The 13711-nt window shown below is 63.8% G+C and carries 13 protein-coding genes and 1 pseudogene; 12 read left to right on the top strand and 2 right to left on the bottom strand.

The features are described from left to right. Positions 1-10: 10 nt before the first annotated feature. Genes ACZ9C1_RS07315 through ACZ9C1_RS07325 form a run of 3 tightly spaced genes read left to right on the top strand, consistent with a single transcriptional unit; the run spans position 11 to position 4208 of the window. Entirely contained in the window at positions 11-2245 is a 2235-nt protein-coding gene (locus ACZ9C1_RS07315) for an Ig-like domain-containing protein (protein ID WP_476253821.1), read from the top strand. 16 nt (positions 2246-2261) lie between these two features. Then, on the top strand, positions 2262-2732 hold the full coding sequence (locus ACZ9C1_RS07320; RefSeq protein WP_476253822.1) for a curlin: 471 nt from the start codon (positions 2262-2264) through the stop codon (positions 2730-2732). Positions 2733-2762: 30 nt separating this feature from the next. After that, the gene (locus ACZ9C1_RS07325) at positions 2763-4208 is read left to right on the top strand and encodes a curlin (protein WP_476253823.1); all 1446 of its coding nucleotides are present in this window, start codon (positions 2763-2765) and stop codon (positions 4206-4208) included. An 896-nt stretch (positions 4209-5104) separates the two neighbouring features. Here ACZ9C1_RS07325 and ACZ9C1_RS07330 read toward each other — a convergent pair. Continuing rightward, positions 5105-5539: a DUF1294 domain-containing protein gene (locus tag ACZ9C1_RS07330; RefSeq protein ID WP_476253824.1), complete on the bottom strand. Its 435-nt coding sequence runs from the start codon at positions 5537-5539 to the stop codon at positions 5105-5107. After that, positions 5532-6362 (bottom strand): undecaprenyl-diphosphate phosphatase, encoded by an 831-nt coding sequence (locus ACZ9C1_RS07335; RefSeq protein ID WP_102682459.1) that lies wholly within the window; start codon positions 6360-6362, stop codon positions 5532-5534. Before ACZ9C1_RS07335 ends, ACZ9C1_RS07330 begins: the two co-directional genes overlap by 8 nt. 389 nt (positions 6363-6751) lie before the next feature. On the opposite strand from ACZ9C1_RS07335, the pseudogene ACZ9C1_RS07340 reads away from it, so the two are divergent. The 9 genes and pseudogenes from ACZ9C1_RS07340 to ACZ9C1_RS07380 form a co-directional block, all read left to right on the top strand. Continuing rightward, positions 6752-7423: pseudogene (locus ACZ9C1_RS07340) on the top strand (cache domain-containing protein); the annotation flags it as partial. Positions 7424-7561: 138 nt separating this feature from the next. Continuing rightward, a complete protein-coding gene (locus ACZ9C1_RS07345) occupies positions 7562-8296 on the top strand; it encodes a methyl-accepting chemotaxis protein (protein ID WP_371918114.1) in 735 nt (244 codons plus the stop codon). Positions 8297-8394: 98 nt separating this feature from the next. Further along, positions 8395-8961 (top strand): nicotinamide riboside transporter PnuC, encoded by a 567-nt coding sequence (gene pnuC / locus ACZ9C1_RS07350; protein ID WP_102682457.1) that lies wholly within the window; start codon positions 8395-8397, stop codon positions 8959-8961. Then, a complete protein-coding gene (locus ACZ9C1_RS07355) occupies positions 8958-9509 on the top strand; it encodes an AAA family ATPase (RefSeq protein ID WP_102682456.1) in 552 nt (183 codons plus the stop codon). Before pnuC ends, ACZ9C1_RS07355 begins: the two co-directional genes overlap by 4 nt. 298 nt (positions 9510-9807) lie before the next feature. Next, on the top strand, positions 9808-10251 hold the full coding sequence (locus ACZ9C1_RS07360; protein ID WP_476253825.1) for a hypothetical protein: 444 nt from the start codon (positions 9808-9810) through the stop codon (positions 10249-10251). Position 10252: 1 nt separating this feature from the next. Further along, positions 10253-10825, top strand: a complete 573-nt coding sequence (locus ACZ9C1_RS07365; RefSeq protein WP_476253826.1) for an adhesin — start codon at positions 10253-10255, stop codon at positions 10823-10825. 52 nt (positions 10826-10877) lie between these two features. Then, positions 10878-12194 carry a heme utilization protein gene (locus ACZ9C1_RS07370; RefSeq protein ID WP_476253827.1) on the top strand — a complete coding sequence of 439 codons (1317 nt, stop codon included), beginning with the start codon at positions 10878-10880 and terminating at the stop codon, positions 12192-12194. 62 nt (positions 12195-12256) lie between these two features. Then, positions 12257-12937 carry a C39 family peptidase gene (locus tag ACZ9C1_RS07375; RefSeq protein WP_023630128.1) on the top strand — a complete coding sequence of 227 codons (681 nt, stop codon included), beginning with the start codon at positions 12257-12259 and terminating at the stop codon, positions 12935-12937. A gap of 33 nt (positions 12938-12970) precedes the next feature. Continuing rightward, positions 12971-13711 (top strand): hypothetical protein, encoded by a 741-nt coding sequence (locus tag ACZ9C1_RS07380; RefSeq protein ID WP_023630127.1) that lies wholly within the window; start codon positions 12971-12973, stop codon positions 13709-13711.

Below are 13711 nucleotides of genomic sequence, written 5' to 3' on the forward strand. Positions count from 1 at the left end.
AGGAGGCAGCATGAATACTTGGTCGCGTCGCGCACTCTGCGCCGCCGGTTTCACCCTCACCCTCAGCAGCGCGGCCTGGGCCGCGCTGTCGGAGGTCGATCCCGGCCCCTACACCTTCGCCACCGGGGGTTACCCCATGTGGTACAAGGACGCCAACAACCTCGCCCTGGAGCTGTGCCAGTCGCGCGCCACCAGCACCCGGTCACCGGGCGGCCCGGGCGCTCCGGCCTACATGTGCACCCTGCTGCCCGAGCCCGGGGTCTATGACGATGCCCTGCCGCTGGTGTTCCCGGACAACTGGCCACCGGAGATGTTCTGGTTCCTGGCCGAGACCGAGATACCCCAGGTAGGCAACAGTGGCTACGAGCTGGAGGTCTACGTTGCCGGCCTTGAGGCAGCCTTCGCCGCCGAGAATCCGGTCAATGGCGACCAGCAGAGCTTCGCCCGCATCCGCATCCGCGCCTCGGTGCCGAGCACCGGCACCTACACCATCACCCACCCCTATGGGGTCGAGACGGTCAACGTGACCACGGCGGGCCGCCGGGCGATCAACATCACCCGCGACATCGGCATCGGTGCTCCCGGCAACTTCAGCGGTGCGCTGAACGGCAACCTCGGCCCGTTCCTGCGCGGTGTCGGCGGCCCCTACACCGAGGTCAACCCGGACACCGGCGCCACCGAGACCTTCGTCGGCGACCCTAACATCACCGAGGCGGTGACCGGCAGCCCGAACAACACCAACTTCGTGCGCATCCAGGGCCCGGCGGGCACCATCCAGACCAACGTCTTCACCGTTTCCGGCAAGGTCCTCGACCAACGCCAGCAAACCCCGGCGACGCTGGAACGCGCCACCTACCAGCGCAACGCCGCGGGCACCCGCGTCGAAGTCTTCGCCAAGGCGCCGAACAGCGCCAGCCTGTGCCTGCGCAACGGCCTGGCTCTGGTCGGCTCGCCGCCTTCGCCATGCCAGTTCAGCATGCTCGCCGACAACAACGGGTTGTTCTTCAACCAGCAACTGAGCCAGGCAGTGCCACCGTCGGTGGTGGTGGTCACCGCCAGCAGCCCGGCCGGCACCACGCGCCCGACATCGCTGTCGAGCAAGCTCAGCGATGTGGTCAAGGTGGGTACGGCACGCTATGACTGGAGTGCCAAGCGGTTGCTTATCGAGGCCCGCTCCAGCGACGAAGTCGTGGTGCCGGATTTGCTGGTCCAGGGCTTCGGACGGATGTCCAAGTCCGGTGTCCAGCAAAGCCTCACGGTCAACGACCTGGCCCAGCCGCCTGCCAGCATCACGGTCAAGTCGGCACATGGCGGTGTCGACGTGGAACCGGTGGTAGTGGTCGGCAGCGCCCCGGTGCAGGCCGAGAACCAAGCCCCCGTGGCCCAGGCCGACAGCGGTAGCACCAGTATCGGCATACCGATCACCCTCAACCTGCTGGCCAACGACAGCGACCCGGACGGCAACGTGCCGCTGAGCATCACCGACCTCACCCAGCCGGGCACCGGCCTGGGCGGCGTGGTGATGAACGGCACCACGGCAGTGACCTACACCCCACCGGCCGGGGCCACCTCGCCGCTGGTGGCGACCTTCAGCTACCGCGCGCAAGACGCCAAGGGCCTGAAGTCGCCGGTCACCACCGTGACCGTCAACGTCGCGCCGAACCGTCCACCAACCGCAGTGGCCGACAGCGCCGCTACCCTTGGCGTACCACTGACCATCAACGCCTTGGCCAACGACACTGACCCGGAAGGCAACCTGCCACTGACCATCGCCAGCGTCACCCAGCCGACCCCGGCCGGGCGCGGCACGGTGAGCACCGACGGCAACGTGATCACCTACACGCCACCGGCCACGGTCACAGCGGCGTTCACCACCAGCTTCACCTACGTCGCCCGTGACGCGATCGGCGCCACCTCGACGCCCGGCACGGTCACGGTACAAGTATCGCCACGACCGGCCCAGGAGACCTTTGCGGTCACCGCGGCGACAGTCACGGCGCGCTCCAACAACCGCTTCAACTGGGACATCAGCGGAACGTCCTCGGTGACCACCGGTAACACCATCACGGTGCGGGTGACCACCACCAACGGCGTGCAGACCCTGGGCACCACCACCGTGCCGGTCACCGGCCGCTGGCGCCTGTCGGTGAGCAACAGCACGACGCTGGTGCCCACCGCCGCGCCGACCGCCACGGTGACCAGCAGCCAGGGCAGCACGCGCACGGTCAACGTGGTGGTGCAGTAACCCCCGGGAGGATGCCATGAACGCCCTGTACCCGCTGCTGCTGTGCCTGGCCCTTGCCGGCCAGGCTCTAGCCGACGACCTGATGGACAACGCCGACCTCGCCGCCGGCAGCGACCTGGGCGAGCCACTGGTGCTGCGCCTGCTGCCAACCGGCGCCGGCCAGGTCGCGGTGATCGAGCAACTGGGCACGGGCAACCGCGCTGCCCTCGACCAGAACGGCCAGGCCCTGCTCGGCCGGATCGTCCAGGCCGGGGGCGCGCAGGAGGCTTACATCCTGCAGGAAGGCAGCGACCTGACGGCCGCGATCAGCCAGCAGGGCCAGGGCAACGAGGCCACGATCCGCCAGAGTGGCAGCGGCAACAGCGCCGCCATCGAGCAGATCGGCAACCACAACAGCGCCACCATCGACCAGCGCGGCACGGGGCTCAACAGCGCCGTGACCCAGGCCGGCAACGGCCAGCAGGTCCACATCACCCAGTACCGCTAGGCCCTCATCGACAGATCTGGAGGCAATACCATGCACAAGCTCGCCCCTCTGAGCGCTGCCATCGTCCTGGCCCTTGCCGGCCAGGCCATGGCCGACGACAGCACTTCGACCCAGTCCCAACAGGGCAACCAGAACATCGCCGAGGTCAAGCAGACCCAGGCGCCGTTCGCCTCGGCCACGCAGAACCAGGCTGGCCACGACCACAATCACATGGCGCTGCAGGACAGCAGCACCAGCTATATCCAGCAAAACGCCACCGGCTCGTTCAACGCCGGCTACGCCGAGCAATTGTTCGAGAACGGCAGCCAGATCACCCAGCAGTCCGGCGGCAGCCTCAACGACGCCTTCGCCAGCCAGTCGGTGGGCGAGAACAACGAGGCCCTGCAGGTCCAGCAAGGCAGCGGCAACCGTTCGGTCATCTGGCAGGACACCCAGTACGCCAGCCAGGCCACCACCTTGCAGTCCGGCCATGGCAACGACGCCACGGTCGAGCAACTGTTCGGCGGCAGCAACAACAAAAGCGTGATCATGCAGGGTGGCAGCGACAACCAGGCCGCCGCCGAGCACATGACCCACCAGGACGGCGATATCGCCATCTACCAGGAAGGCCGGCAGAACTGGGCCTACGGTGACCAGCGCGACGGCCTGGGCGGCACCATCGGCATCAACCAGTACGGCACGGGCAACTCGGTGGAGGTGTGGCAGGACAACCAGGCCGCCAGCCAAGCCAATGTCTACCAGAACGGCCAGAGCAACGAAGGCTACATCGATCAGAGTTTCGGCCAGGCCAACAGCGCAGGTCTCAGCCAGACCGGCCGTGGCAACGCCAGCTGGTCGGACCAGTTCGAGACCAACCAGGCGATGACCAGCATTTCCCAGACGGGCAACAACAACCTGCACTTCACCTACCAGACCGGCGACAACCACAGCCTGACCATCAGCACGGTGGGCAACGCCAACAAGATCATGGCCAGCAACTGGAAGGGCGAGAAGTCTGGCGGGCAATTCGGTGTCGGTCAGCAGGCGCAGATCAACCAGGCGGGCAATGGCAACGGGGTCAACCTCACCCAGGAAGGCAACAGCCAGATCGCCCGGCTGAATCAGGATGGCAACCGCAACCAGATGGAGACCCGCCAGGCCGACAGCAACAACGAGCTGTACTTCGAGCAGAACGGCAGCGACAACCTGCTCATCGCCGACCAGCGCGGCACCGCCAACTACGCCGAGGGCCTGGCTGCGGGCAATGGCGGCAGCATTACCCTCGAGCAGTCGGGCAGTGGCAACCAGAGCTACACCTATCAGCTGTATGGCAATGGCAACGAGGCGACCATCAAGCAGACCGATGGGGTCAACCTCGCCTACGTGACCCAGGGGGGTAATGGGAACCAGGCGTTTGTCGACCAGAGTGGGGCTAGTCAGACGGCCACTGTTACGCAGTTCGGGAATGCCAATATGGCGACTGTTACCCAGCAGTGACGGGGTTTCCCCTTGGACCGTGGCGTTGGATCTCCCCTGGCGCTGCGGTTCCTTTTTTTCTTTGGGTTGGGTTCGGGTTCGGGTTCGGGTTCGGGGCGATTGTTTTGTTTTTTGTTGGCGCGTTCGTAGAAGATGTCGACATTTAGTCACCCTTTCGCCTTTACGGCGACCTACTTTTGTCTTGACAAAAGTAGGCAAAACCGTTCGGCTCCATTCATACGGCCCCTACGCTTCGCTACGGGGTTCCCTCGCTCCGTTCTTGCTCCCGTGGGTACCGCGCTGTACGCCCCATCCTGGGGCGCAGCGCTCGACGGCCATCCATGGCCGTCGCCCCACTACGCAAGAACTCCACTCGGCCTCCTGAAGTCGCAATTTGTGTCGCCTGAACTACCGCGCGCTTAGAAGCAAGATCAAGAGCAGATCAAGAGCAGATATGTTGGTTTTGTTAGTGGCTGTTATGTTGTTCTTCATTACGCCATCGCGGGACAGGCCCGCTCCCACACTGAATCACGTAGTCAAACTATGGTGGGAGCGGGCTTGCCCCGCGATGTTGATCTAGAGTTCCCACGCTGGCAACTAGCGACTAGCTGCGTTAGTGCAGGCGCCGCCCGTAACTTCGCGACTTCAGGAGGCCGAACGCAGGCCTTGCGGAGGGAGGTGACGGGCATGGATGCCCGTCAAGCGCTGCGCCCCAGGATGGGGCGTTCAGCGCGGTCCTCCCGGGAGCAAGGCCGGAGTGAGGGAACCCGGAGCGAAGCGGAGGGCCGGATGAATGGAGCGCCACGGCTTTGCTTACTTTGGCCACGACCAAAGTAAGCCGCCGTAAGGGCGGAAAGGTGAATAAGCGTCGACATCAAAAATGAATGCGCATACAACTTTCAAAACCAAAACCAAAACTACAACCCCTGGATCAAAGCCCCCCACCGCCCCGCCAAAAACAAATAATCAACCCAGAACACCTGATGTACCAGAACAATCCCCCAGCACACAACCTGATAGGAAACCTTCCGAGTCTTGTGCCGAAACACCTGCTGCGCCAGCAAAGCCCCCGGCCAGCCCCCCAGCAGCTCGCTGGCATGCAGCACCTTTTCCGGCGTACGCCAGGCCTGAGTCCGCGCCTGCTGCTTGTCCTGCCAGTACAACAACAGGCTGACCAGACTCACCACCGGATACATCGCCAACGGCAACCAACTCCCGCCACTCAACCCCATCCGCAGGCCGCCGAGCACCGGCAACAGGCACAGCACCGCAAGTACCAGCCCCTTCAGGCGCGCATTGCGCACGCCTTCCTCGTGTCGGGGCGCACGCTGCGTACGAGCCCTCTCAACCATGCGCCGTCGACCAATCGACCCAGCCAAACTCCCAGGTCGCCAGGATCAGCAGGCCAAAGGCGATGCGATACCAGGCAAACACCGCATAGCTGTGGTTGGCGATGAACTTGAGCAGCCCGCGCACGGCGATCATGGCAAAGATGAACGACACCACGAAACCGATGGCGAACACCGGAAAATCGCCCGGCTGGAACAGATCACGGTACTTGTACCCCGAATACACCGCCGCGCCGACCATGGTGGGCATGGCCAGGAAGAACGAAAACTCGGTCGCCGCCTTGCGCGAGAGGCCGAACAGCAAGCCACCGATAATGGTCGATCCCGAGCGCGAGGTGCCCGGAATCATCGCCAGGCACTGCACCAGGCCGATCTTCAGCGCGTGAGTCCAGCGCATGTCGTCGACATGGTCGACCTCCACCCGGTGCTGGCGACGCTCGGCCCACAGCATGATCACCCCACCCACCACCAGCGCAGCGGCAACGGTAATAGGGTTGAACAGGTACTCATGGATCAGGTCGGCGAACAACACGCCCAGGATCACCGCGGGAATGAACGCGATCAGCAGGTTGGCGGTGAAGCGTCGCGCCGGCACCTGCGTGGGCAAGCCCAGTACCACGTCGAAGATCTTGCGCCGGAACTCCCACACCACCGCCAGGATGGCACCCAGCTGGATGATGATGTTGAACGCCATGGCGCGTTCGCCACCGAAGTTGATCAGGTCGGCGACGATGATCTGGTGCCCGGTGCTCGAAATGGGCAGGAACTCCGTCAGCCCCTCGACCACGCCCAGGATGATCGCCTGCAAGGCACTCCACAAATCCATCTTTCCCCCAAATGCGACGCTGCGCGTGGCAGGCCGCTTGTTTTGATTGACACAATTGAGACCGCACGCGGCGCGTGCTTTTTACAGCGACAGGGCCCCCAAAGCCAGCTGAAATGCCCAGCCGCCTAAAGGTTTCATCTGGCGCGGCCGAAATCCTAGCAGAGCCTATGTTTCAAGGCTTGCGTTACCTGCAACTGAGGATGTCAAGAACGACGCATTAGCCGTTGGTCGAGTGGGGGCCCGCGACAAAGCATGCTTGGATGCCCTGGATAAAAAGAAAAAGACTGGAGTAACGCATCATGAAGACCCTGAGGTCGATGTCGATCAGCCGCCGCCTGTGGCTGATCCTGCTGGTGGCCGTGGCCATGCTGCTGGTGCTGGGCCTGCTGATGCTGCGCCAGCTCCACGGCGACCTGTACCAGGCCAAGGCCGAGAAGACCCGCCACGTGGTACAGACCGCCGCCGGCGTGCTGGCCCATTACCAAGGCCTGGAGGCTGCCGGTACACTGACCCGCGAGGCCGCACAGCAGCAGGCCCTGCAAGTGGTGCGCGGGCTGCGCTATGACCAGAACGACTATTTCTGGATCAACGACCTGCAACCGAAGATGGTCATGCACCCGGCCAACCCAAAGCTCGATGGCCAGGACCTCTCCGCCATCCGTGACCCCGACGGTTTCGCCGTCTTCAACGAGATGGTCGCCCTGGCCCGCAGCCAGGGCGCGGGGCCAGTCGACTATCGCTGGCCCAAGCCCGGCGCCAGTGAGCCGGTGGCGAAAACCTCGTATATACAGCTGTTCAAGCCCTGGGGCTGGATCATCGGTTCGGGGGTCTACATCGACGACGTGCAGGCCGAGTTCGCCAGGCAGTTGCGCGACGCCTCGCTGCTGGGCCTGGGCATCGCCCTGCTGATGGCCCTGCTGGTGATGCTGATCGCCCGCAGCATCGCCCGGCCACTGCAGGAGGCCGTGCAGGCCATGGGCAACATCGCCAGCGGCGAAAGCGACCTGACCCGGCGCCTGGACACCCATGGCCACGACGAGATCACCCAGCTGGGTGAGCACTTCAACCGCTTCAATGGCAAGTTGCAGGGCGTGATCGGTCAATTGCAGGGGGCGGCCCATGCCCTGGCCGAGTCGGCCGGCCATGTGGGTGACAACGCAGGCTCCGCCCAGGCCCGTAGCGCCCAGCAATCATTGCAGATGGACCAGGTCGCCACCGCCGTCAACGAAGTCACCTACGCGGTGCACGACGTGGCCAAGCACGCCGAGCAGGCCTCCAGCGAAATGCGCAATGCCCAGGCCCAGGTCGGCCACGGCCAGCAGGCGATCCACGGTAGCCTGCAGCAGATCGACCGGCTTTCGGCGACCATCGACCAGGCGGTACAGGTGATCCGCGAACTGGCCAGCCACAGCACGAAGATCGGCGGCGTGCTCGAGGTCATCCGCTCGATCGCCGAGCAGACCAACCTGCTTGCCCTCAACGCCGCCATCGAGGCCGCCCGCGCCGGTGAGCAGGGGCGCGGCTTCGCCGTGGTCGCCGACGAGGTGCGCCTGCTGGCCCAGCGCTCCGCCCAGTCGACCGCCGAGATCCAGACCATGATCGAGCACCTGCAGGGGCAGTCCGAAGCCGCGGTGCGGGCCATCGATACCAGCAGCGAAGCCTCGCGCCAGACCGTCGAGCAGGCCCGCGAGGCTGGCAGCAGCCTGGACGCCATCAACCATGCGCTGGGCAACCTGGGGGCGCTGAATGCCTCGATCGCCAGCGCCACCCTGCAGCAGTCGCATGTGGTCGAGGAAATCAACCGCAACGTCACCGAAACCGCCGACTTGTCGCAACAGACCGCCGAGGCCGCCCGCCAGTCCAGCGACGCTGGCGCGGCGCTTGGCCGCTTGAGCGAGGAGCTGGAGCAGTTGCTGCGCCAGTTCAAGGTCTAGCAGGGCCTGGCAACGGGCAGCACGGATGCTGCCCACCGCTTGAAGCGTGGCGCACGAAGCGGTTAGCATCGCGGCCTCTCTCCGCCCAAGGATCGCCGATGTCCGGCCTCGAACTCTTCGCCGCCGCGCTCGGCGTCATCGCCGTCTGGCTCACCGTCAAGCAGAACCCCTGGTGCTGGCCGATCGGGCTGGTGATGGTGGTGCTGTACAGCTGGATCTTCTACGAGGTCAAGCTGTACTCGGACATGCTCCTGCAACTGGTCTACGCCGTGCTGCAACTGTACGGCTGGTGGCAATGGACCCGGCCGGACCGGGTCGAGGACGCCCGCCAGGTAACCAGCCTGGCACCGATGACGATGTTCAAGGGCCTGGCGATCGGCCTGCTGGCCAGCCTGCTGCTGGGCGCCGCCATGGCTCACTGGACGGACGCTGCCCAGCCCTGGCTGGACGCAGCACTCACCGGTTTCAGCCTGGTGGCCCAGCTGTGGATGGCACAGAAGCGCCTGCAGTGCTGGGCGCTATGGGTGGTGGTGGATGTGGTCTTCGTCGGCCTGTTCCTCTACAAGGGCCTCTACCTCACCGCCGCGCTGTATGCCCTGTTCACCCTGATCGCCGTGCGCGGCTGGCTGGAGTGGCGCCGCGACCCGGCGCTGGCCAGCGCATGAAGGTCCTGGTGCTGTGCGGCCCGGAGTCCAGTGGCAAGAGCTGGCTGAGCGGCGAGATCCAGGCGCATTTCGGTGGCGTGCTGGTCGGAGAGTATGTCCGCCATTTCATGGAGCGCGAGCTGCGCGATACCTGCTACGCCGATATCCCCACCATCGCCCGTGGCCAACTCGCCTGGGAAGACCAGGGCCGGGCGCAGGCACCGGAATTGCTGATCCTCGACACCCACCTGCTGAGCAATATCCTGTGGAGCCGGGCACTGTTCGGTGATTGCCCCGAGTGGCTGGAACAGGCCATTCAGGCGCGCCATTACGACCTGCACCTGCTGCTGCGCCCCGAGGGCGTCGAATGGGTCGGGGACGGGCTGCGCTGTCAGCCACGGCTGGAAGAGCGCCAGGTGTTCTTCGACGACAGCCTGGCCTGGTTGCAACGTCACCGGCAGAACGTGCAGGTGATTGACGGCGACTGGTCGCAACGCAGCGCCACGGTGTTGAGCGCTGTACAGCGCCTGCTGGACGGCAAGTCCCCCACCTGTCCCACCGAATGTTAAGCCGCTGATACACCCTGTGGGGCCATGGCCCCCGGATTTGCGCGCATTGCGCCAGATCCGGGGGTAGTGTCACGCCCGTGAAACACCCTCGACGAAAACCCGTCAGTGCCCGACTTCAATGGGCCCGACGGCTCATGGGACGACTCTCTGTCTCAGCACTGATACACCAATCCATTGACGCACCAGCTCCGGCCCCACAACTGACTGATTCGAAAGCAATAACAAAAACCGGCACAGCTTCTGCTCTCCTTCTGGCAACGCGGCCCAGGCCCAACACGCCGAAGAAGGAATTGCCATCGTGGGGAAACTTGATAAAGGCAACGTCTGTCGTCTCCTGCTGATCGGATGCGCACTGGGTTCCAGCTTCAGCCTGCCCACCTGGGCTGACAACGGCATCGTCGTCATCACCCGCGACGTGCAGACCCGCAACGCCATACGAGCGCCGATCATCCCTGATCCTAGTCCGGTCACCGTCAATACCAACCCGTCCGCCCACATCCTCAGGCAGACCAGTGAGCTTAGCGATGGTGACTTCGCCAACATCACCAGCGGCGCCGGTATCAACTCGCTGATTACCCAGCAGACCAACACCATCGGCAGCAATATCGGCAACCAGACACAGTTGCCCAATATCGCAGGTGGCCGTGGCTCGGGTTCGGGCGGCAACGGCATCGCCAACATGGTCAACTCAAACGTCCAGCAAGGTCTGGGCGCGCTGAAGATCCTCAGTGGAGGTCAGTGACATGAGGCATACGCTGCTGCTCCTGGCCACGTTGTGCAGTGCGCCGACCTTCGCCCAATCCCCCGTGTTCAACAACGCCACCATTGACAGCTCGGGTGCGCAATACCAGGGCAACCTGGGCGTCAACCAGGCGGCCGGCGATCAACAGCAACAGGTCAATGCCCGCGCCATCGCCATCGGCCATGACGCCAACGCCAGCACCCAGATCCACCAGCGGCTGCGCACCGGGTCCGACCCGGCGATCGATGCCCAGGCCAACATCCAGGGCACAGCCTTCAGCCACGGCAACGGCATCCTGGGGGTCAACCAGAGCGCCGGCGCCAGCAACCAGCAAGCCAACGCACTGCGCATCAGTGTCAGTGCGCAACCGCAAAGCATCGACGACAGCGTCCTTCTGCAACAGAACGTGGCGCTGGTCAACAACTCGGATTCAACTGCCCAGACACCCGGCCATCGCCAGGTCAGCACCAGCGACCAGGCATTCACCGGTAGCCGTGGCGTGGTTCAGTTGAATCAGAGTGCAGGGGTGGGAAACCGCACGGCCAACACCCTGAGCATCCGGGTCGCGAACTGACCCAAACAGGTAACAACAACACTTAACCTAAAACAAAGTACGGAGAACCACCATGAAACCCTCGATGGCACTCAAGCCTCTGGTTTTCGCAATTGCTGCGATCATGGCTGTGGCTGTACAAGCTGGGCAGAATGATCCACGTGGCGGCCACAACAATGGCCATAACAACGGCCACAACAACGGTCATCACACCCCTCCTCCTACCAAGATCCCGGTATATGCAACCGCCAATGCCTGGGACAAACAAAGCAGCACCGGCAACCGCATCAGCAATGAAGGCACCGTGAACGAAGCCGAAATGAGCAGCTCGGCTTCCGGCACCAGCGGCAACGTCGGTGTCAACGTCGCGGCCGGCGCCGGCAACCAACAGGACAACGCCGCCGCCATCGCCAACGCCGGCGCCGATTCGAGCCTGGACAACAGCTTCGTGTTCGGCTCCGCCTCGGCCACCGCCGACGTACGTCAGTACAGCAACAACAACAAGGTCAACAACTACGGCACCACCAACTCCGGCATCATGAGCGGCTCGGGCAACAACGGCAGCGGCAACATGGGCATCAACATTGCCGGTGGCGACCTGAACCAGCAGAAAAACACCATGGCCATTGCCAACTCCAATGCGCCACTGGGTAATGCAACCGCCACCGCCTCTGCCGACCAGAATGGCCCAGGCCTGGTAGTGAACAACAACGCCGACCGCACCTTCCGTGTCGATACGCTGACCTTCACTACCACGAAAAGTGGCAGTGCTTCGTACGACAAGGACTCCAGCTACAGCAAGGACAGCAGCGCCTCGTCGAGCTGGGACGCCGCCGGCTCCAACAGCTGGAACGCCAGTGGCTCCAACAGCTCCAGCGCCAGTGGTTCGCGTAGCCATGATTCGAGCTCCTCGGCAAGCGGTTCTCTGAACGCTTCGCTGGATGCCTCGGCAAGCGGCAGCGTGACCCACACCCAGGACTTCGGCCGCCACGAGCGCAGCCGCACCGACTCGTTCGATGCATCGCTGACCGCCTCGATCGACGCGTCGTATGACAAATCGCACGAGAAGTCTTCCAGCTCCTCGTACGAGAAAGCACGTGACTCTGCGTTCGAGAAAGCCTACGACTCCTCCTATGAGAAGTCGGGCAGCGCCTCCAACGAATCGTCGAAGTCCGGCTCGAAGAGCTACAGCGAGTCCAGCTCGTACGACCTGAGCAACACCGTGTCGTTCCAGGTGCTGACCCCTACCGGTTGGGCTAACCCTGTGACCAACACCGCAACCCTCAGTGGCTCGGTGAACGGTGGCAGCGGCAACCTCGGCGTCAACGTCGCCGCCGGTGTGGGCAACCAGCAGAGCAACTCGCTGGCCATCTCCAACACCTCGTTCTGAGCGCTGTAACCGTAAGGCCCCCTTCGGGGGGCCTTTCTTCAACAGGACCAGGGGGCAAGACCATGCGGATGATCGCCTTGGCGTTTTTGCTGTGCATGGCCAGTTACAGCGAAGCGGCGCAGATGCCGCTTTCGGTTTTGCCGGGGGGTGCGGTGATCTACAAGCCCATCCAGAGCATCCGTGAGCGCAAGTTCGCCGACCTGGTGCAACAGAAGACCGATTTCAGTTGCGGCGCCGCGGCGCTGGCAACCATCCTGCGCCAGGCCTACTGGCTGGATGTGGACGAACAACACATCATCGAAGGCATGCTGGCTCACGCCGACCAGGACCTGGTGCGGGTGCAGGGCTTCTCCATGCTCGACATGAAACGCTACGTGGAAAGCCTGGGCATGCGTGCCCGCGGCTACCGGGTCGCGGCCGACACCCTCACCAGCGTGCGCATTCCCGTGGTGGTACTGATGGACATCCGTGGCTACAAGCACTTCGTGGTCATGCAGCGCGTCGACAAGGGCTGGGTGTACATCGGCGATCCAGTGCTCGGCCACAAACGCTACAAGGTCGAAGATTTTCTCAAAGGCTGGAACGGCATCATCTTCGCCGTGATCGGCCAGGGTTACGACAAGAACAATGCCTTGCTCGACCCACCTCTGCCGCTGAGCGCCAAGGGCCGCATCAACAATTTCACCCCGGTCAAAGACGCCGAACTGATGGACTTCGGTTTCATCCGCAGCGACTTCTTCTAATGACAATTGAGCAAGACGCTCCGGGAGCATCCCATGAAGACCCCAGCTTGGCTCACCCTGATCTGCCTCGCCGCCGCACTGCCGGCCCAGGCAGAGACGTTCAAACCCATTGAACTGAAGGACCAGGAGTTGGCGAACTTGCGCGGCCGCTATGTGCTGCCGGGGCGGATCATCAGTTTCGGCGTGGTCATGACCAGCACCTGGCAAAACGCCAACGGCGATGTGATCGGGGCCAAGACGTCGATGCAGGTCCAGCAGTCGACCATCAAGCCGCAGTTCTATGTCTCCATGATCGACGAGAAAGGCACGGGCTCGAGCGGCGCCAAAGGTGGGACGGGCACCGTCACCGGTGGTGGTGGCCTGGACAGCACTGTCGGCGTAACTCAGGTCGTGCGCGCCGCTGGCGACAACAACACGGCCTACAACAACGTCGACATCAACGTCACCAAGGCCAACCAGGCGCCCGACGTACCGCAGCAGGGTCAGGCGCTCGCCACAGGCTCGACACTGGTCGGCAGCAACGCCGCGGGGTCCATGAGCGTTTCCGCGAATGGTACGGGCGTGCAACTCAATGTCATGGCCAACAACAACCAGGGCAGTACCCTGCAGCAGATCGCCCAGGGCGGGCTGATGCAGAACGCCACCTTGCTGGGCAACGGCAACCAGGTCAGCAACCTGACCTCCCTCAACGTCGTGCTGCGCGACAACGTGCCTGCTGCGGCCCTTAACGGCAATCTTGACCAGCTCAAAGGTCTTCGCGCGCTCGGATACTGA

The sequence above is a fragment of the Pseudomonas sp. TE21435 genome, assembly GCF_056279265.1.